The organism is Modestobacter sp. SYSU DS0511, assembly GCF_054050755.1.
The window spans coordinates 59077-77727 of the sequence record NZ_JBJGZY010000015.1 but is presented as its reverse complement, the minus strand read 5'-3'; the positions used below and the strand labels follow the sequence as shown (position 1 = coordinate 77727).

General features: G+C 74.2%; 18 protein-coding genes and 1 pseudogene. 15 read left to right on the top strand and 4 right to left on the bottom strand.

Annotated features, from left to right (window positions below; translation table 11 throughout):
* Positions 1 to 8 precede the first annotated feature (8 nt).
* The 8 genes from ACI783_RS09830 (at position 9) to ACI783_RS09795 (ending at position 8167) form a co-directional block, all read left to right on the top strand.
* Positions 9 to 806, top strand: a complete 798-nt coding sequence (locus ACI783_RS09830; RefSeq protein WP_457140272.1) for an ABC transporter ATP-binding protein — start codon at positions 9 to 11, stop codon at positions 804 to 806.
* Positions 807 to 875: 69 nt separating this feature from the next.
* Complete coding sequence (locus tag ACI783_RS09825) at positions 876 to 1661, top strand: enoyl-CoA hydratase/isomerase family protein (RefSeq protein WP_457140271.1); 786 nt, start codon at positions 876 to 878, stop codon at positions 1659 to 1661.
* Positions 1658 to 2761, top strand: a complete 1104-nt coding sequence (cds1, locus tag ACI783_RS09820) for an L-cysteine desulfhydrase Cds1 (RefSeq protein WP_457140270.1) — start codon at positions 1658 to 1660, stop codon at positions 2759 to 2761. The genes ACI783_RS09825 and cds1 overlap by 4 nt, the downstream gene beginning before the upstream one ends.
* 105 nt (positions 2762 to 2866) lie before the next feature.
* Entirely contained in the window at positions 2867 to 3646 is a 780-nt protein-coding gene (locus ACI783_RS09815; protein ID WP_457081623.1) for an electron transfer flavoprotein subunit beta/FixA family protein, read from the top strand.
* A 31-nt stretch (positions 3647 to 3677) separates the two neighbouring features.
* Positions 3678 to 4643, top strand: coding sequence for an electron transfer flavoprotein subunit alpha/FixB family protein (locus ACI783_RS09810; RefSeq protein ID WP_457140269.1), 966 nt, complete (start codon positions 3678 to 3680; stop codon positions 4641 to 4643).
* Between the two features lie 150 nt (positions 4644 to 4793).
* Positions 4794 to 5984 carry a cysteine desulfurase family protein gene (locus ACI783_RS09805; RefSeq protein ID WP_457140268.1) on the top strand — a complete coding sequence of 397 codons (1191 nt, stop codon included), beginning with the start codon at positions 4794 to 4796 and terminating at the stop codon, positions 5982 to 5984.
* Between the two features lie 2 nt (positions 5985 to 5986).
* Positions 5987 to 7060, top strand: a complete 1074-nt coding sequence (gene mnmA, locus ACI783_RS09800) for a tRNA 2-thiouridine(34) synthase MnmA (protein ID WP_457140267.1) — start codon at positions 5987 to 5989, stop codon at positions 7058 to 7060.
* Between the two features lie 48 nt (positions 7061 to 7108).
* Positions 7109 to 8167, top strand: coding sequence for a methionine synthase (locus tag ACI783_RS09795; protein WP_457140266.1), 1059 nt, complete (start codon positions 7109 to 7111; stop codon positions 8165 to 8167).
* A gap of 11 nt (positions 8168 to 8178) precedes the next feature.
* Here ACI783_RS09795 and ACI783_RS09790 read toward each other — a convergent pair whose 3' ends face one another.
* Positions 8179 to 8559: a hypothetical protein gene (locus ACI783_RS09790; RefSeq protein WP_457140265.1), complete on the bottom strand. Its 381-nt coding sequence runs from the start codon at positions 8557 to 8559 to the stop codon at positions 8179 to 8181.
* Between ACI783_RS09790 and ACI783_RS09785 the strand changes: the two are divergent.
* The 3 genes and pseudogenes from ACI783_RS09785 to ligA all read left to right on the top strand — a co-directional run.
* Positions 8554 to 9756 (top strand): annotated as a pseudogene (locus tag ACI783_RS09785) (DUF222 domain-containing protein); the annotation flags it as partial. The gene ACI783_RS09790 and the pseudogene ACI783_RS09785 overlap by 6 nt on opposite strands.
* Positions 9754 to 9999, top strand: coding sequence for an HNH endonuclease signature motif containing protein (locus ACI783_RS09780; protein ID WP_457140291.1), 246 nt, complete (start codon positions 9754 to 9756; stop codon positions 9997 to 9999). The pseudogene ACI783_RS09785 and the gene ACI783_RS09780, both read left to right, overlap by 3 nt.
* 161 nt (positions 10000 to 10160) lie before the next feature.
* Positions 10161 to 12329 carry an NAD-dependent DNA ligase LigA gene (gene ligA / locus ACI783_RS09775; protein WP_457140264.1) on the top strand — a complete coding sequence of 723 codons (2169 nt, stop codon included), beginning with the start codon at positions 10161 to 10163 and terminating at the stop codon, positions 12327 to 12329.
* Between the two features lie 191 nt (positions 12330 to 12520).
* Here ligA and ACI783_RS09770 read toward each other — a convergent pair whose 3' ends face one another.
* Positions 12521 to 13876, bottom strand: coding sequence for an amidohydrolase family protein (locus tag ACI783_RS09770; RefSeq protein WP_457140263.1), 1356 nt, complete (start codon positions 13874 to 13876; stop codon positions 12521 to 12523).
* A gap of 29 nt (positions 13877 to 13905) precedes the next feature.
* Positions 13906 to 14628: an Atu4866 domain-containing protein gene (locus tag ACI783_RS09765; protein WP_457140262.1), complete on the bottom strand. Its 723-nt coding sequence runs from the start codon at positions 14626 to 14628 to the stop codon at positions 13906 to 13908.
* 102 nt (positions 14629 to 14730) lie between these two features.
* Here ACI783_RS09765 and ACI783_RS09760 point away from each other — a divergent pair, with 102 nt between their 5' ends.
* A complete protein-coding gene (locus ACI783_RS09760; protein WP_457140261.1) occupies positions 14731 to 15558 on the top strand; it encodes a helix-turn-helix domain-containing protein in 828 nt (275 codons plus the stop codon).
* A 212-nt stretch (positions 15559 to 15770) separates the two neighbouring features.
* On the opposite strand, the gene ACI783_RS09755 is transcribed toward ACI783_RS09760, so the two are convergent.
* Complete coding sequence (locus tag ACI783_RS09755) at positions 15771 to 16430, bottom strand: ACT domain-containing protein (RefSeq protein WP_457140260.1); 660 nt, start codon at positions 16428 to 16430, stop codon at positions 15771 to 15773.
* 193 nt (positions 16431 to 16623) lie between these two features.
* On the opposite strand from ACI783_RS09755, the gene gatC reads away from it, so the two are divergent.
* The 3 genes from gatC to ACI783_RS09740 are packed head-to-tail and all read left to right on the top strand — an operon-like array spanning position 16624 to position 18649.
* Positions 16624 to 16923: an Asp-tRNA(Asn)/Glu-tRNA(Gln) amidotransferase subunit GatC gene (gatC, locus tag ACI783_RS09750; RefSeq protein ID WP_457075376.1), complete on the top strand. Its 300-nt coding sequence runs from the start codon at positions 16624 to 16626 to the stop codon at positions 16921 to 16923.
* The gene (gene gatA, locus ACI783_RS09745; RefSeq protein WP_457140259.1) at positions 16920 to 18443 is read left to right on the top strand and encodes an Asp-tRNA(Asn)/Glu-tRNA(Gln) amidotransferase subunit GatA; all 1524 of its coding nucleotides are present in this window, start codon (positions 16920 to 16922) and stop codon (positions 18441 to 18443) included. Before gatC ends, gatA begins: the two co-directional genes overlap by 4 nt.
* Positions 18440 to 18649 carry a hypothetical protein gene (locus ACI783_RS09740; RefSeq protein WP_457140258.1) on the top strand — a complete coding sequence of 70 codons (210 nt, stop codon included), beginning with the start codon at positions 18440 to 18442 and terminating at the stop codon, positions 18647 to 18649. Before gatA ends, ACI783_RS09740 begins: the two co-directional genes overlap by 4 nt.
* Positions 18650 to 18651 lie beyond the last annotated feature (2 nt).

Genomic DNA, 18651 nt, shown 5'->3' with positions numbered 1-18651 from the left:
TTGGTTGGATGGTCCGCGTGGAGAACGAGCCCGTCGTCGAGATCCGGGGTGTGGACGTCGTCCGGGGCCAGGCGCACCTGTTGCGCTCGGTCGACTGGACCGTCCGGGCCGACGAGCGCTGGGTGCTGCTGGGACCCAACGGGGCGGGGAAGACCACGCTGCTGCAGCTGGCGGGAGCGCAGATGCACCCGACCCGCGGCGAGGTGCAGGTGCTGGGGGAGACCCTGGGCGCCGTCGACGTCTTCGAGCTGCGCCCGCGGATCGGGCTCACCAGCGCCGCGCTCGCCCAGCGGATCTCCGCCAGCGAGCGGGTCGGTGACGTGGTGGTCAGCGCCGGCTACGCGGTGATGGGCCGGTGGCGCGAGCGCTACGACGTCCACGACCTGACCCGCGCGGCGATGCTCATGCAGCAGTGGGGGATCGCCCCGATGGCGCACCGGCCCTTCGGCACCCTCAGCGAGGGTGAGCGCAAGCGCACCCAGATCGCCCGTGCGCTGATGACCGACCCCGAGCTGCTGCTGCTCGACGAGCCCGGCGCGGGGCTCGACCTGGGCGGCCGGGAAGACCTGGTCACCCGGCTCTCCGGCCTGGCCCGCGACCACTACGCGCCGGCCCAGGTGCTGGTCACCCACCACGTCGAGGAGATCCCGCCCGGGTACACCCACGCCCTGCTGCTGCGTGCGGGCGAGGTGGTCGCTGCCGGCCCGATGGCCGAGGTGCTCACCGCGCCGCTGCTGTCGGATGCCTTCGGCGTCGGGCTCGACGTGCAGCTGGACCGCGGCCGGTTCGCTGCCCGCCGCGCCTAGCAGGGCCCCGCCCCCCCCTCGCACGCTCGCGGCGGACCCCTGCGAGGGGGCCGGTCGTAAGGTGCCGGCATGACCCAGCCCGAGTTCGTGACCCTGCAGGTCGACGGTCCGGTCGGCACGATCCGGCTGGACCGGCCGAAGATGAACGCCATCGACGAGCAGGTCCACTGGGAGGTCCGCGCCGCCGCGCTGGAGGCCGGGTCACGGGAGGACGTGCGCGCCGTCGTCCTCTACGGCGGGGAGCGGGTCTTCGCCGCCGGCGCCGACGTGAAGGCGATGGCGGAGCTGACCGGCGCGAGCATGGTCGCCTGGGGGCGTGAGCTCACCGCGTCCTTCACCGAGGTGGCCCGGATCCCCAAGCCGGTCATCGCCGCGATCACCGGCTACGCGCTGGGCGGCGGGTACGAGCTGGCGCTGTGCGCGGACTTCCGGGTGATGGGCCACGGGGCGAAGGTGGGGCAGCCGGAGATCCTGCTCGGCGTCATCCCGGGTGCCGGCGGCACGCAGCGGCTGGCCCGGCTGGTCGGCCCGGCCAAGGCCAAGGACCTGGTCTTCACCGGCCGGCACGTGGGGGCCGAGGAGGCGCTGGAGATGGGCCTGGCCGACGCCGTCGTCCCGGACGACGACGTGTACGCCACCGCGGTGGCGATGGCCCGCAAGTTCGCCGCCGGCCCGCCGCTGGCGCTGGCCGCGGCCAAGCGGGCGATCGACCAGGGGCTGGACGGGTCGCTGGCCGCCGGCCTGCAGCTGGAGAGCCGGCTGTTCGCCGAGCTGTTCGACACCGAGGACCAGGCGGCGGGGATGCGCTCGTTTCTGGAGCAGGGGCCGGGCAAGGCCACCTTCACCGGCCGGTGAGCGCCCCCGCCGACCTCGACCGCTCCGACCCCACCGGCCGGGCGTGGGTCGAGCGCGCGGTCGCGCTGGTCGAGGCCGACGCGCACCGCAGCGCCGACACCCACCTGCTGGTGTTCCCGCTGCCGCCGGAGTGGGGGATCGACCTGTACCTCAAGGACGAGTCGACCCACCCCACCGGCAGCCTCAAGCACCGGCTGGCCCGCTCGCTGTTCCTCTACGCGCTGTGCTCCGGCCAGCTGCACGAGGGCAGCACCGTGGTGGAGGCCTCCAGCGGGTCGACCGCGGTCAGCGAGGCCTACTTCGCGCGGATGCTCGGGCTGCCCTTCGTCGCGGTCATGCCGGCGGCCACCAGCCCGGAGAAGATCGCGCTCATCGAGTTCCACGGCGGCCGCTGCCACCTGGTCGCCGACGCCGGCAGCGTCTACGACGAGGCGCGCCGGATCGCCGCGGAGTGCGACGGCCACTACCTGGACCAGTTCACCAACGCCGAGCGGGCGACCGACTGGCGCGGCAACAACAACATCGCCGAGTCGGTGTTCGACCAGCTGGCCCGGGAGCGCCACCCGGTGCCGGAGTGGGTGGTCGTCGGCGCGGGGACCGGCGGCACGAGCGCCACGATCGGCCGGTACCTGCGCTACCGCCGGCTGCCCACCCGGCTGGCCGTCGTCGACCCCGAGGGCTCGGCCTTCTTCGCCGGCTGGCGCGACGACGACCCGGCCGCCACGGCGCGCGGGTCGCGGATCGAGGGGATCGGCCGCCCGCGGGTGGAGCCGTCGTTCGTGCCGACGATCGTCGACCGGATGGTGTGCGTCCCCGACGAGGGGTCGCTCGCGGCGATGCGGCACCTGCAGCGGGTCACCGGGCGGCGGGCGGGCGGCTCGACCGGCACCAACCTGTGGGGCGCCTTCGGGCTGGTCGCCGAGATGCTCGCCGCGGGCCGCACCGGCAGCGTCGTGACGCTGCTGTGCGACGGCGGCGAGCGCTACGCCGACACCTACCACTCCGATGGCTGGGTAGCGGGTCAGGGGCTGGACCTGGCGCCGTTCGTCCGGACCCTCGAGCACTTCACCGCGACGGGGGAGTGGCACCCTCCCACGTGACGGGGGCCACCCGCACCGGCGTCGTTACCGGTGAGTAACCTCGATGATCGGCGCGAGGCGGGCCCCGCCCGTGCCCCGACTGAGCACCGCGGAGGTCGTCTGACGATGGACATCGTCGTTCTGGTCAAGCAGGTCCCCGACTCCGGCAGCGAGCGGAAGCTGGACCCGGCGGACAACACCGTCGCCCGGGCCACCGCCGACAACGTCATCAACGAGATGGACGAGTACGCCATCGAGGAGGCGCTGACCCTCAAGGAGGCGCACGGCGGCGAGGTGACCGTGCTGACCGTCGGCCCGGACACCGCCACCGACGCGATCCGCAAGGCGCTGTCGATGGGTGCGGACAAGGCGGTGCACGTCAGCGACCCCGCGATCCACGGCGCCTGTGCTCCGCAGACCAGCGCCGTGCTCGCTGCCGCGCTCTCCCGGGTGCCGTACGACCTGGTGCTCTGCGGTGCGGAGTCGACCGACGGCCAGGTGTCGGTCATGCCCGCGCTGCTGTCCGAGCGGCTGGGCATCCCGCAGCTGTCCGGCGCCCGCAAGCTCACGGTGGAGGGCACGACGGCCCGGGTCGAGCGGCAGACCGACGGCGGCTACTGGGAGCTGGAGGCCCAGCTGCCGGCGATCGTCTCCACCTGGGACACGATCAACGAGCCCCGGTACCCCTCGTTCAAGGGGATCATGGCGGCCAAGAAGAAGCCGGTGGAGACGCTGACCCTCGCCGACCTGGGCATCGACCCGGCGACGGTCGGTCTGGCCACCGCCACCAGCGCCGTCGTCGACTTCGCCGGACGCCCGCCCAAGGGCGAGGGCGTGAAGGTGACCGACGACGGCGACGGCGCCGAGAAGCTGGTCGGCTTCCTCGCCGAGCAGAAGATCGTCTGAGCCGGACCTCGAGGAAGAGGAGCAGCAGAACATGGCAGAGGTACTGGTGCTGGCCGAGCTGAACCCGGCCGGCGGTGGCGTGCGCAAGACGACGCTGGAGGCGCTGACCGCGGCCCGCGCCCTCGGTGAGCCCTCGGCGGTCGTGCTCGGGGCCCCCGGCACCGCCGCGTCGGTGCGCGAGCAGCTGGCCGAGTACGGCGCGGCGAAGGTCTACGTCGCCGAGTCCGACGACGTCGACGCCTACCTGGTCGCTCCCAAGGCCGAGGTGCTGGCGCAGCTGGTCGCCGAGGAGCAGCCGGTGGCGGTCGTCATCCCGTCCTCGTCGGAGGGCAAGGAGATCGCCGCCCGGCTGGCACTCAAGACCGGCAGCGGCTTCCTCACCGACGTCACCGAGATCGCCCCCGACGGCACCGCCACCCAGGTGGCCTTCGCCGGGGCGACGATCGTGCACTCGAAGGTGACGGTCGGCACGCCGATCTACACCCTGCGGGGGAACTCGGTCACCGCCGAGCCCGCGCCGGCCGCCGGCGCCGAGGAGACCGTGGCGGTCTCGATCTCCGACCAGGCCCGGCAGACCCGCGTGGTCGACCGGGTGGTGGAGCAGAAGAGCAGCCGCCCCGAGCTCACCGAGGCGTCCGTCGTCGTCTCCGGCGGCCGCGGTGTGGCCAGCGCGGAGAACTTCGCCATCATCGAGGGGCTCGCCGACGCCCTCGGCGGCGCCGTCGGCGCCTCGCGCGCGGCGGTCGACTCCGGCTTCTACCCGCACACCTTCCAGGTCGGGCAGACCGGCAAGACCGTCTCCCCGCAGCTCTACATCGCGGTCGGGATCTCCGGGGCGATCCAGCACCGCGCGGGGATGCAGACCTCGAAGACGATCGTCGCGGTCAACAAGGACCCCGAGGCGCCGATCTTCGAGCTGGCCGACTTCGGCGTGGTCGGCGACCTGAACACCGTCGTCCCGGCCGCCACCGAGCAGATCGCCGCCCGCCGGGGCTGAACCGCTCCGCGCCGCCGTTCGGGCGTCGTCCCTCCGGGGGCGGCGCCCGACGTGCGTGCGGGTGGCCACTTCCACCAGCCGGGCGCCCGGCGACCGGGGCCGTTCCGCGGCGCCTACGCTTGCCGGTGCCATGACTCACCAGGACCAGCCATGACCTACCTGGACCACGCGGCCACCACCCCGATGGTGCCGGCCGCCGTCGAGGCGATGGCCGCGCAGCTGGGCCGGGTCGGCAACGCCTCGTCGCTGCACGCCAGCGGGCGCGAGGCCCGGCGGGTGGCCGAGCAGGCGCGCGAGCAGCTCGCCGCCGCGCTGGGCGCCCGCCCCTCGGAGGTGCTGTTCACCGCCGGCGGCACCGAGGGCGACAACCTCGCGGTCAAGGGCCTGTACTGGGCCCGGCGGGGCGCCGACGACCGGCGGCGCCGGATCGTGGCCAGCCCGGCCGAGCACCACGCCGTCCTGGACAGCGTGGAGTGGCTGGAGAAGCACGACGGCGCCGAGGTCACCTGGCTGCCGGTCGACCCCAGTGGACGGATCACCCCCGGAGCGCTGGCCGACGCCCTCGGCGAGGGCGCCGACGTGGCGCTCGTCAGCGTCATGTGGGCCAACAACGAGATCGGCGCGGTCAGCGACGTCGCCGCGCTGGCCGACGTCGCGCACGCCGTCGGCGTCCCACTGCACACCGACGCGGTGCAGGCCGTCGGCCAGCTGGCGGTGGACTTCACCGCCAGCGGCGTCGACGCGCTGACCATGACCGGGCACAAGCTCGGCGGGCCGATGGGCGCCGGCGCGCTGCTGCTGCGCCGGGACGCCGAGTGCACCCCGCTGCTGCACGGCGGGGGCCAGGAGCGCGACGTGCGGTCGGGCACCCTCGACGTCGCCGCGATCGTCGGGCTCGCGACCGCGACGCGGCTGGCCGTCGCCGACCGGGTCGAGCGGGGCACGCGGATCGCGGCGCTGCGCGACCGGCTGGTGGCCGGGGTCGTCGCCCAGGTGCCCGACGCCCAGCTCAACGGCCCGGCGCTGGACGACGTCGTGGCCGGTGGCCCGGGCCGGTTGCCCGGCAACGCGCACCTGTCCTTCCCGGGCGCGGAGGGCGACGCGCTGCTGATGCTGCTCGACGCGCGCGGCATCGAGTGCTCGACCGGGTCGGCGTGCAGCGCCGGCGTCGCGCGCCCCAGCCACGTGCTGCTCGCCACCGGGGCGGACGCCGCCCGGGCGCGCAGCTCGCTGCGGTTCAGCCTGGGGCACACCTCCACCGACGGTGACGTCGACGCCGTGCTCGAGGTCATCGCGCCGGTCGTCGAGCGGGCGCGCCGGGCCGGCACCGGGCGGTCCTGACCGTGCGGGTCATCGCCGCGATGAGCGGGGGAGTGGACTCGGCGGTCGCCGCCGCGCTGGCGGTGGAGGCCGGGCACGACGTCACCGGCGTGCACCTGGCGCTCTCCCCGGACCGCCAGCAGCTGCGGAGCGGGGCGCGGGGGTGCTGCAGCGTCGAGGACGCGCACGACGCCCGGCGGGTCGCCGACGAGCTCGGCATCCCGTTCTACGTGTGGGACCTGGCCGAGCGGTTCCGGGAGGACGTCGTCGAGGACTTCGTCGCCGAGTACGCGGCCGGCCGCACGCCCAACCCCTGCCTGCGCTGCAACGAGAAGATCAAGTTCTCCGCGGTGCTGGACCGGGCGCAGGCGCTCGGCTTCGACGCCGTCGTGACCGGCCACCACGCCCGGCTGGCCGACGGCGAGCTGCGCCGCTCGGTCGACGCGGCGAAGGACCAGTCCTACGTGCTGGGCGTGCTGACGCCCGCGCAGCTCGCCGGCGCCGCCTTCCCGCTCGGGGGCATGACCAAGGAGCGAGTGCGCGAGCTCGCCGCCGAGCGCGGTTACGCGGTGGCCGCCAAGCCCGACTCGCACGACATCTGCTTCATCGCCGACGGCGACACCCGCGGCTTCCTCGCCCGCCGGCTGGGCGAGCAGCCCGGGCCGGTGGTCGACGCGCTGACGGGGGAGACCGTCGGCACCCACGCCGGCGCCTACGGGTTCACCGTCGGTCAGCGGCGTGGGCTGGGGATCAGCACCGGCGACCAGCGGCCGCGCTACGTGCTGGGCATCGAGCCGGTGAGCCGCACGGTGACCGTCGGCACCGCCGAGCAGGCCGAGGTCGGCGAAGTGTGCACCGGGGCCCCGACGTGGACCGGCCCGGCGCCGGCGCTGCCGTTCACCGCGGAGGTGCAGCTGCGCGCGCACGGCACCCCGGTGCCGTGCACGGTCACCGCGGCCGGCGACGGCGGCCTGCGGATCGAGCTGGGCCGTCCGCAGCGCGGCGTCGCGCCGGGGCAGTCCGCGGTGCTGTACGAGCCGGACCCGGTGCGGGGTGACCGGGTGCTCGGCCAGGCCGCCGTCCGCCGCGCGCAGTGACGACGGCGGGCGACGGGTGCGCGGGAGGGGCGGGCTACCGTCGGCGCCGTGGCCTCGCCGAGTGACTCCCCGGACGACAGCAGCTTCCCCGGCACGGTCGTGCCGGGGGAGGAGGGCCTGACCGCTGGTCCCTTCCCGTGGGGGCCGGCCTCCGGGGTCGGGTCGTTGCCCGGCACCGACCCGGTCGAGGCGATGCGAGTGGTGCTCGGTGAGCTGCCGGACTTCCCGCACCTGCCCGAGCTGCCCGGGCGGGGTGCCGGGGCCGACATGATCGGCCGTTCCGCCGGCCTGCTGGTCGACCTCGCCGTCGACCTCACCCCGGCCGGCTGGCGGCTCGTCCCGCGCCCCGGCACCGACCAGCGCCGCGCACGGGAGCTCCTGGCCCGCGACCTCGACGCCCTGCACGAGGTCGCCGACCGCTACACCGGTCCGTTCAAGGTGCAGGTCACCGGCCCGTGGACGCTGGCCGCCGGGCTGGAGCGCACGCGGGGTGACCGGGCCGTCGTCGACGCCGGCGCCCGGCGCGACCTGGCCCAGTCGTTGGCCGAGGGCGTCGCCGCCCACGTCGCCGCGGTGGTCGGGCGGGTGCCCGGCGCCCGGGTCGTCGTCCAGCTCGACGAGCCCTCGGTGCCCGCCGTGCTGCAGGGCGGGCTGCCCACGGTGAGCGGGTTCGGCAAGCTGCCCGCCGTCGAGGCGCAGGTGGTCGAGGAGGAGCTCGCCGACGTGGTGGGCCGCATCGCGGCACCCGTGGTCGTGCACTGCTGCGCCAACCGGGCGCCGCTGGAGCTCTTCCGCGCCGCCGGGGCCGCCGCCGTCTCCTTCGACCTCGGGATGGTGCAGGACCTCGACGACATCGGCACCGCCGTCGAGGCGGGCACCCAGCTGCTGGTCGGCGTCGTGCCGGGCACCGACGCCACCCTGGCTGCGCCGAAGGTGACCGCCAGCCGGGTGCAGTCGTGGTGGCGGGAGCTGGGTTTCCCGGTCGAGCACCTGCACGAGGCGGTCGCCCTCACGCCGGCCTGCGGTCTGGCCGGGGCCAGCCCGGCCTACGCCCGGACGGCGATGGAGCACGTCCGGGAGGCGGCGAAGTACCTGCTGCCCGAGTGAGCGGGCCCGGCTCAGCCGAGCCCGCCGATCGGTGACACCACGCCGGTGTCGCGCGGGCAGGCCCACACCGCCTCGCCGTCCTGCAGTGCCGGGGTGAGCGGGTGCGTGGTCGGGTGCCGCGGGCACGGCGGCCAGTTGGTCGGCCGAGAGCCCCGCACTGCCTCGATGGCCCACTCCTGCACGGTGTCGGCCACCGCGGCCACCTGCTCGGCGTACGGCTGGCCGAGGGTGACGGCGACGCCCTGGCCGCTCCCGTCGGCGCTCCACGGCATCGCGCCGACCCGACCCGGGTCGTCCGGCCAGTCACTGGCCTCGATGCGCGGCACGGGCGCCCCGGTCGCCGACAGGTCGGTGAGCACGGGCGCGAGCGCCCGCGACAGGTCATCGTGCACGGCGACATCATCACCCGGCAGTCGAGCCTGCTCCCGCTCGTCGTCAAGACCTTCGATGAATCTGTGGACAGGCGGCTGACCTTGGGGATTCGACTGGTCGCGGCGCTCGCCTCGCGCTATCGTTCGTACACACGTTCGAACGGCGAGGAGGTGTCCGTGAGCGACTCGATCACGCTGGACCCCCCTGCGCCGAACGTGGTCGCGGAGCTGTCCCCCGATGACCTGGAGGGGCTGTTCGGGTCGCCGTTGCAGTCGGCGCTGGACGCGTTGGCGGCCGAGGACCTGCACGGTCTGACGAACGGTCAGACGCTGGATCGGACGGCGTTGCTGGTGTCGGCGCGGAACCGGTTGGACGCGGAGCTGACCCGCACGGTGCGGCACGCCGAGCTCACGCAGGCCGTCGAGCACGACGGGTTGGCGTCGATGCGGTCGTGGCTGATCGGGCACCGGCGGTTGTCGGCGGGCGAGGCATCGCGGGTGGTGCGGGCCGGGCGGGCGCTGGAGCACCTGCCGGCGCTGGCGGCGGGGTTCGCCGCCGGGGAGGTCACCGCCGCGCAGGTCGACGTCGTGGCGAGCGCGGTGGGGGAGCCAGAGCGAGCGCAGGCCGCGGAGCAGGGGATCGACCTGGCCGCGTTCGACACCGCGTGGGCGGATGTGGCGCGGGAGGCGCCGCATGGCTCGCTCGGGGTGGCGGTGCGGGCGTTCATCGAGGCGCTGGACCCGGACGGTGCGGAGCCGGACCCGACCGAGGGGCGGCGGCTGTCGATTGCCAAGCACGCTGATGGCAGCGTCGCCGGCCGGTTCGACCTGGATGCGGTGGGTGGGGAGAAGCTGCAGGCGGCGATCGAGTCGATCGTGCAGGCCAACCGGCCCAAGGGCGACACCCGGACGAGGTGCCAGCAGTAGGCCGATGCGCTGGTGCAGTTGTGTGACAACCAGCTCGCGTCGGGGAGCCTGCCGGCGCTGCGGACGGTGAAGCCACACGTGGTCGTCGGTGTCGACCTCGACGACCTGGTGGACCCGGAGACCGGCGCGGGCGCGGCGGAGCTGGGGTTCGGGGCGACGATCTCCGCTGCGCGGGCCCGCTACCTGGCCTGTGACGGGAGCATCTCCCGGATCGTGATGGGCCCCGACGGCACCCCGCTGGACCTGGGCCGGGACCACCGGGTCGTCACCCCCGGGCTCCGCAGGGCCGTGGAACGGCGGGACAAGGGCTGTGTGTTCGCCGGCTGCGGCGCCCCGACCTGGTGGTGCGACGTGCACCACCTGATCCACTGGCTGCACGGCGGCGAGACGTCGCTGACCAACTCCGCACTGCTGTGCGAACGCCACCACACCAAGGTCCACCACGGCTTCCGGGTCGAGCGACAACCCGACGGCCGATGGCGCACCTTCCGGCCCGACGACACCGAAATCCTCATCGGACCACTGCTCGCCTGATCCCCGACGGCGGGCGCCGCGACGGCTGGCCTGCCGCGCCGTCGGCATGGGCGGGTGGCGGAGGCAGCGGGCAGGCCACCACCGGCGACCGCTGCGCACCCGCGCGGGTGACGCGGCGGTGATCGCCGTTTCCCGTCGGACCTGCCGGTTACGGTTCCCGCGTGAGCACCGAGGCAGGGGTGGAGCAGGACGCGGTGGACGGGCGCGACCAGCCCGCGGTCGAGGCCGCCGTCGACCGGGCCGATCTCACCGAGGTCCCCGACGAGGCCCGCACCCGGCACCGCGACCTGTCCGAGGAGCTCGACCGGTACGCCTTCGCCTACTACGTGCAGGACTCCCCGCTGGTCAGCGACGGCCAGTACGACGAGCGCATGGGCGAGCTGAAGGCGATCGAGGCGGCCCACCCGGCGCTGGTCACCCCCGACTCGCCGAGCCAGAAGGTCAACGGCGGCTTCGCCGCCACCTTCGCCCCGGTGCAGCACCTGGAGCGGATGCAGAGCCTGGACAACGTCTTCTCCTCCGACGAGCTGTCCGCCTGGGCCGCCCGCGTCGAGCGGGAGGCGGGCACCGGTGTCAGCTGGCTCTGCGAGCTCAAGATCGACGGCCTGGCCGTCGCGCTGCTCTACGAGAAGGGCCGGCTGGTGCGCGCCGCCACCCGCGGCGACGGCACCACCGGTGAGGACGTCACCGCCAACGTGCGCACCATGCGCGACGTCCCGCAGCAGCTGAACGGCAGCTACGACGACGGAGACCTCCCCGACCGGCTCGAGGTGCGGGGGGAGATCTACTTCCCGGTCGCCGCCTTCGCCGACCTCAACGCCGCGATGGTCGAGCAGGGCAAGCCGCCCTTCGCCAACCCGCGCAACGCCGCCGCCGGATCCCTCCGCCAGAAGGACCCGAAGGTCACCGCCACCCGCCCTCTCCAGCTCATCGTGCACGGCATCGGTGCGCACGACGGCTGGCAGCCCGAGCGGCAGTCCGAGGCCTACGCCCGGCTGCGCGAACTCGGCCTGCCCACCAGCGGGCGGTACGAGGTGGTCGAGGACCTCGAGGCGGTCTGGGGCTACATCGAGCGCTATCGCGACCAGCGGCACTCGGTCGAGCACGAGATCGACGGCGTCGTCGTCAAGGTCGACCAGGTCGCCCTGCAGCGGCGGCTCGGCTCGACCAGCCGCGCCCCCCGCTGGGCGATCGCCTTCAAGTACCCGCCGGAGGAGGCCACCACGACGCTGCTGGACATCCGGGTCAACGTCGGCCGCACCGGGCGGGTCACGCCGTTCGCCTACATGGAGCCGGTCAAGGTCGCCGGCTCCACCGTCCAGCTGGCCACCCTGCACAACGCCAGCGAGGTGCAGCGCAAGGGCGTGCTGATCGGCGACACCGTCGTCATCCGCAAAGCCGGCGACGTCATCCCCGAGGTGCTCGGCCCCGTCGTCGCGGCGCGCACCGGTGACGAGCGGGCGTTCGTCATGCCCACCCACTGTCCCGAGTGCGGCACCGAGCTGCGGCCGGAGAAGGAGGGCGACGCCGACATCCGCTGCCCGAACTCCCGCTCCTGCCCCGCCCAGCTGCGGGAGCGGGTCTTCCACGTCGCCGGCCGGGGCGCCTTCGACATCGAGGTGCTCGGCTACGAGGCGGCGGTCGCGCTGCTGCAGTCACACCTGCTGACCGACGAGGGCGACGTCTTCTTCCTCGACGAGGACGCGCTGTGCCGCACCGACTTCTTCACCAAGAAGGACGGCACCCTCTCGGCCAACGGGCAGAAGCTGCTGGCCAACCTGCAGACCCGCAAGGACGTCCCGCTCTGGCGGGTGCTCGTCGCCCTCTCCATCCGGCACGTCGGGCCCACCGCCGCCCAGGCGCTGGCCCGCGAGTTCCGCTCGATCGACCGGCTGATGGCCGCCAGCGAGGACGAGCTGGCCGCCGCCGAGGGCGTCGGCCCGACCATCGCCGCCGCGGTCCGCGACTGGTTCGCCGTCGACTGGCACCGCGAGGTGGTGGAGAAGTGGCGCCGGGCCGGGGTCCGGATGGCCGACGAGGGGGAGGACGCCGGCCCCGGCCCGCTCACCGGGGTCACCGTCGTCGTCACCGGATCGCTGCGCGACCACAGCCGCGACCAGGCGATCGCCGCGATCCAGCAGCGCGGCGGCAAGGTCACCGGGTCGGTGTCGAAGAAGACCGGTTTCGTCGTGGTCGGTGCCGACCCGGGCAGCAAGTACGACAAGGCCGTGCAGGTGAAGGCGCCGATCCTGGACGACGACGGGTTCCAGGTGCTGCTCGAGCAGGGTCCGGACGCCGCCCGCGAGGTCGCCACCATCGGCGACGGCTGACGGGCCCCGCGCCCCACGCCTCGTCGGCTCAGCGCGCGCCTCCTGCAGCGGGGCCCGAAGAGCTGGGTCTTCCGCCGCATCATCGGCCCTCGACCACCTCGACCATCAGGACCCGGCGGCTTCCGCTCCGGCCGGTCGCCCCGCCGTCCTGCTGGCGGAGGTACCAGCAGGACGGCCGACACCAGGCCGGGTCACACCCGGGCGAGAACACCGTCCCGCGAGGCGGTCACTTGGGTGCGCAGAGCGTCGACGTCCACGTCGACCAGCGCACCGTTCCACTTCCGCGCCCGCCCGGCCACCAGCACCGCGTCGATGTTGCGCGCATCCGCGCCGAGCACGAGCGTGCCGACGGCGTCGTTGAGCGGCATGTTGTTCACGTCCTCAGCGCGGACCACGATCAGGTCAGCCTGCTTGCCAGGGGTGAGCGAGCCAGTGACGGCCCCCAGGCCGTTCGCGCGCGCGCCCTGCAGGGTCGCGAAGTCCAGCACGTCACGGGTGGTGATCCGGGGCAGCTGGGTGTCCGAGTCGTAGACGGCATGGACGGCGCGCATCCGCTGGATCGCGTGCAGGGCCCGCATCTGGGTGAACATGTCACTGGCGAGGGCGACCTCGACGTCGATGCCCAGGCCGGGGCGGATGCCGACGGCGAGCGCCTCGTCGATGGCCGGGACGGCGGTCTCCAGACCGATCTGCGCGTCCGAGGTCGGGGCGAGGCTGACCGAGACCCCAGCGGCCCCCATCGCCTGCCACGCCCGGTCGGTGAGCCCGGTGCAGTGGATCAACGTGAGCGTCGGGTCGAGGATGCCCTGATCGGCCCAGCGCAGAACGGCCTCCGACGACCTGGCGCCGAACACCGCGTCGATGCTCGTCCAGACCCCCAGGTCCCGGGCGAGCGCCGCCAGCTCTGGACCGTAGGCCAGCGCGGGCCCGGCGATCTCGTCGGTGGCCAGCGCGGCCAGTCGGACGTCCACCAGCCCGCCGGCCCGGTCCCGGAGGCGGGACACGTCGGCCGGCCACTGACGGTCCCAGTCGCCGAAGTGCGGGCCCATGGCGGCGTGCACCCCGCGGATGCCGGAGTCGACGAGGGCGTCGAGCGCAGCGTCGCTGTGCGCTGGGCTCCGCGAGTTGTGCGAGAAGTCCAGCATGGTGGTGATGCCGGCGTCCAGGGCGGACAGCGCGGCCAGCCGGGTGCCCACGTACATGTCGTGCGGGGTGTAGCGGGGGGCGATCTCGGCCAGCGTCGACACCACGTAGGCACCGAGGTCGGTGACGTCGGGGATGCTGCGCCGGAACTGGGTCTCCCACGCGTGCCGGTGGGTGTCGACGAAGCCGGGGCTGACGATGCAGCCGGTGACGTCGACGACGACGGCGTCGCGCGCTTCCGGGGTGTGCCGGAGGTCGGTGCCGACGGCCACGATCTCCGTGCCTCGCACCAGGACGTCGCCCCAGGGCAGGTCGCCGATCGTCTGGTCCATGGAGACGACGGCGCCGCCGGTGAACAGTGTGGGGGTCGTCGGCAGGCCAGCGGGTGGGTCGAGCGGGAGCATCGCGGGGTTCCTGTTCTGGCTGGGGGCGGTCATCGGCGGGAGAAGACGTAGCCGGCGTGGTGCAGCACGCCGTCGCGGAACTGCCCGTAGGCCCAGAAGCCGAGGTCGTCGCGGTAGACGATGCGGTCCCCGTTGATCCAGAAAGAACCCTGGTAGGCGTGCGGGCGACCGCCGCGGGTCTCGTCGTACCGGCCGTCGGCGGTGAGCTCCTGGTGCACGAAATCGGTCTCGTCGACCCACATGCCCAGGTACGGGCTGTCGACCGGGGCCCGGCCGAGGTCCGTCTCCTCCGCCGGCGCGGTGAGCCGGCGGCCGTTCCACTGCTGCACGACGCCGTCGGCGACGATCGCCGCCGCGTCCGCCGCGTGCCACACCAGCATCTCCATCGGGCCGGTGCTCGTGGACGGGACCACGCCGAAGGTGGCCGGGTTGCCCGGCGTCAGGCTGCCGACCCGGTCCCGGCGCCCGCGGAGCCCGGCCAGTGCCACCGTGTCGATGACCGCGGGCGCGATGGTGAAGCCGGTGCAGTCGACGACCAGTGCGTCGTCGTCCTCGGCGGCGGTGTGCAGTCCCGGGCCCACGCCCACGATCTCGGTGCCGCCGAGCAGTACGTCTGCGTCGGTCAGGTCGCCGATCAGCGGGTCCATCGTGTGCACAGTCGCGTGGGCGAACAGCAACGGCTGATGCCGGGCCCCTTGATCGGCGAGGATCGCCTGGAGGACGTTCTCGCTCAGCTGGTGTGTCGTGGTCATGCCAACGACCCTGCGGTCGGAGCCGAAGGACATCCAGGCCGAGCTCCCCCGGGGTGCGGCGCACCCTGGTTGGCCCTCGGCGGCCCGCCTAACCTCTCAGGAGTGGACCTCGGTGGCCTGGGAGCCTTCCTCGTCGCCCGCCGGGCACAGCTGCGGCCCGCTGACGTCGATCTGGTCCCCTCCGGTGTTCGACGGGTCGCCGGTCTGCGCCGGGAAGAGGTCGCCCTGCTGGCCGGGGTGAGCGTCGACTACTACACCCGGCTGGAGCAGGGCCGTGAGCGCCACCCGTCGGCGGCCGTGCTGCGCGGGTTGGCCCGGGCACTCCGCCTCGACCGCGACGCCGGCGACCACCTGTTCCGGCTGGCCGGCGTGCCGGTCGGCACGCCGGCGTCGCCGACGCCGGAGATGGTCGACCCCCAGTTGCTGGTCCTGCTCGACTCCTGGCCGAACAACCCGGCGGTCGTCATCAACCGCGCGCTGGACGTCCTCGCCGTCAACTCCCTGGCCCGGCAGCTCCACGCCGGTTTCGCCCGCCCGGACAACCTCGCCCGGATGACCTTTCTGGACCCCGCCGGCCGGACGTTCTTCGCCGACTGGCCACGGGCTGCAGACGCCTGCGTGGCCAATCTCCGGCACGCCCTCGGGATCGACCAGCACGACCCCGGCATCCACGCACTGCTCATCGAGCTCGCCCAAGGCAGCGCCGAGTTCCGATCACGATGGGAGCGCAACGACGTCCGCGGCAAGACCCGCGAGGCCAAGACCTTCTGTCACCGAGACGTCGGCACCCTCACGCTCACCCACCACACGTTCGACGTGCGTTCCGCCCCCGGACAACAGCTGATCGTCTACAACGCCGAGCCGGGCAGCCCCAGCGCCGACGCACTCAGCCTGCTCGGCGCCTTGGCAGCCACCCGCGACGCGCCCTGAGTCCGTTCCCGGGGAGGGGTCAGCAGGTCCCGGTCTCGGTGGACTGCGCCCCCGCCGTGCACAGCTGCCGCGCCGTCCAGGCACGTGTGCCGGTCGCGGCGGCCCTGCTCACAGCCGGACAGCCCGAGGGGCAGTGACGGTCGAGCGAGTCCCGGGCAACCGGGGATTCGATCGCGCGCTCACCCCCGAGCGGGTTCCGTCAGACACCCGACCTAGGCCGGGGGCATCCGGGCGACGGTCGCGGCGAGGCCGGTGAGGTGTGCCAGCCGCAGCAGCTCCGAGCGCCGGAACGCCGGCCCGCCGGAGCGGCCGAGCAGCACCGCCTGCCCGCCGTCCAGCGGGGCGGCCATCATCTCCACCGCCAGCTCCTGCCAGCGGCTCGGCACCCACTCCGCCTCGCTGGGCAGCAGCAGCGGTCCGGTCAACGGCAGCCAGGGCATCGAGACCCCGTCCAGCGAGGGCGCGGCGTCCGAGGCGGCCAGCACCTGCACGTCCTCCGCCGAGCCGGTGAGCACCACCGCCCAGCCGCTGCGGAAGACCCGCGGCAGCTCCGCGGCCAGCGTCTTCGCCGTGCCCTCGCCGGCCGGTGCGAGCGCCTCCAGCAGGTTCAGCTCCCGATGGGTGTCCAGCGGCCCGGCGAACGGGCGCAACGACTCCACCTGCACCCCGTCGACCGCGGTCGCCGCGGTGATCAGGCTGTCGGCCACCCGGTCGGGCGGGAGCTCGACCACGATGTCGTCGACGGCCACGCCGTTGCCGCGTTCCAGGACGTCGACCGAGACGATGTCGATGCCGGCCTCGCCCAGGGCGGTGGCCACCGCGCCGAGGATGCCGGGCCGGTCGGGCACGACCAGCCGCAAGAGGTAGGACACGTCGATCCTCCGGTGCAGTCCGGGTGCGGGCCGATCTCCGTCGATCGCGGGCAGGTGCAGCCTCCCGCATGGAGGGCCCGGGCTCCAACCCCGGCTCGCACGGGCGCCCGTCGCCTCCCACGTACAGTGGCGGGGTCGTGGACGTGGGCCCCAGCGGGCCCGGCCGGCTGACGGAGTGGAGTCGCAACAGAGCATGAGCAGCATCTCGCGGGACGACGTCGCGCACCTGGCGCGCCTGGCCCGGCTGGCGGTGACCGACGACGAGCTCGACCGGTTCGCCGGGCAGCTCGACCAGGTGCTCGCAGCGGTCGCCCGCGTCGGCGAGGCCGCCGTCGGCGACGTCCCCCCGATGACCCACGCCGTGCCGCTGACCAACGTGCTGCGCGCCGACGAGGTCACCCCGAGCCTGCCTCGCGAGGCCGTGCTGGCCGCCGCGCCCGCCGCCGAGGACGACCGCTTCCGCGTGCCGCGCATCCTGGGGGAGTCCGAGTGAGCGACCTGACCGCCATGGACGTCGCGGAGCTGTCCCGCCGGCTCACCGCCGGTGAGGTCAGCGCCGCCGAGGCCACCCGCGCCCACCTCGACCGCATCGCCGCCGAGGACGGCGCCCTGGGCGCCTACCTGCACGTCGACGGCGAGGCCGCGCTGGCCGCCGCCACCGCCGTCGACGAGTCACGTGCCGCCGGCGCCGAGCTGGGCCCGCTGGCCGGTGTCCCGGTGGCGCTGAAGGACCTGGTCGTCACCGAGGGCGTGCCCACGACCAGCGCCTCGAAGATCCTCGAGGGCTGGCGGCCGCCCTACAGCGCGACCATCGCCACCCGGCTCGCCGAGGCCGGCACCGTGCTGCTCGGCAAGACCAACATGGACGAGTTCGCCATGGGCTCCTCCACCGAGAACTCCGCCTACGGCCTCAGCCGCAACCCGTGGGACCGCGACCGGGTCCCGGGCGGCTCGTCCGGTGGGTCCAGCGCCGCCGTCGCCGGCCACCTGGCGCCCTGGGCCATCGGCACCGACACGGGTGGCTCGATCCGCCAGCCGGCCGCGCTCACCGGCCTGGTCGGGCACAAGCCCACCTACGGCTCGGTCTCCCGCTACGGCCTGATCGCGTTCTCCTCCAGCCTCGACCAGGCCGGGCCGATGGCCCGCACGGTCCTGGACGCCGCCCTGATGCACGAGGTCATCGGCGGCCACGACCCGCGTGACTCGACCAGCATCGACAGCCCGCTGTCCGGGCTGGCCGACGCCGCCCGCACCGGTGCCGCCGGTGACCTGAGCGGCGTGCGCGTCGGTGTCGTCCGCGAGCTCGGCGGGGACGGGCACGCAGACGGCTACGACCCCGGCGTGCTGGCCCGCACCCGGGAGGCGGTCGAGCTGCTCGCGAGCCTGGGCGCCGAGGTCACCGAGGTCTCCTGCCCGTCGTTCGACCTCGCGCTCCCGGCCTACTACCTGATCGCCCCCAGCGAGGCCTCCAGCAACCTGGCCCGCTACGAGGGCGTCCGGTTCGGCCTGCGGGTCGGCGACGACGGCAACCGCGACCTCGACGAGGTCATGGCGCTCACCCGGGAGCAGGGCTTCGGCCCGGAGGTCAAGCGGCGGATCATCCTGGGCACCTACGCGCTGTCCAGCGGCTACTACGACGCCTACTACGGCCAGGCGCAGAAGGTCCGCTCGCTGATCTCCCGGGAGTTCACCGCCGCGTTCGCAGGCGTCGACGTGCTGGTCAGCCCGACCAGCCCCACCGTCGCCTGGCCGCTGGGCGCCCGGGTCGAGGACCCGATCGCGATGTACGCCGCCGACCTGTGCACCCTGCCGGCCAGCCTGGCCGGCGTGCCGGCGATCTCGGTGCCCAGCGGCCTGTCCGAGGGGCTGCCCGTCGGCCTGCAGGTCATGGCGCCGGCGCTGGCCGACGACCGCTGCTACCGGGTGGCCGCCGCCCTCGAGGCGGCGCAGGACGCCGCCCGGGGTCACCGCCTGCTCGACGAGCTGCCGACGGCCGCCGGGACCCCGGCGTGAACGGCCCGCTGAAAGCAGCCTGGGGGCTGACCGCCTTCGTGATCGTCGCCGGGATCGTGCTGTGGGTCGTCACCGACCGCGCGATCTTCGCCGTCTTCATCGGCCTCGGCCTGCTCACCGCGGTCGGGGCCTGGTTCACCGGGCGCTCCGCACCGACGCAGGCGGGTCCGACCAGCCCCTCGTCCTCTCCCGAGGAGACTCCGTGACC

What these genes read in the sequence shown, in the direction of transcription:
- ACI783_RS09825 (WP_457140271.1), top strand. Translation starts at nt 876, where the DNA reads ATGACCCAGCCCGAGTTCGTGACCCTGCAGGTCGACGGTCCGGTCGGC.
- ACI783_RS09810 (WP_457140269.1), top strand. Translation starts at nt 3,678, where the DNA reads ATGGCAGAGGTACTGGTGCTGGCCGAGCTGAACCCGGCCGGCGGTGGC.
- ACI783_RS09830 (WP_457140272.1), top strand. Translation starts at nt 9, where the DNA reads ATGGTCCGCGTGGAGAACGAGCCCGTCGTCGAGATCCGGGGTGTGGAC.
- ACI783_RS09805 (WP_457140268.1), top strand. Translation starts at nt 4,794, where the DNA reads ATGACCTACCTGGACCACGCGGCCACCACCCCGATGGTGCCGGCCGCC.
- ACI783_RS09765 (WP_457140262.1), bottom strand. Translation starts at nt 14,628, where the DNA reads ATGACCACGACACACCAGCTGAGCGAGAACGTCCTCCAGGCGATCCTC.
- ACI783_RS09770 (WP_457140263.1), bottom strand. Translation starts at nt 13,876, where the DNA reads ATGCTCCCGCTCGACCCACCCGCTGGCCTGCCGACGACCCCCACACTG.
- ACI783_RS09815 (WP_457081623.1), top strand. Translation starts at nt 2,867, where the DNA reads ATGGACATCGTCGTTCTGGTCAAGCAGGTCCCCGACTCCGGCAGCGAG.
- gatC (WP_457075376.1), top strand. Translation starts at nt 16,624, where the DNA reads ATGAGCAGCATCTCGCGGGACGACGTCGCGCACCTGGCGCGCCTGGCC.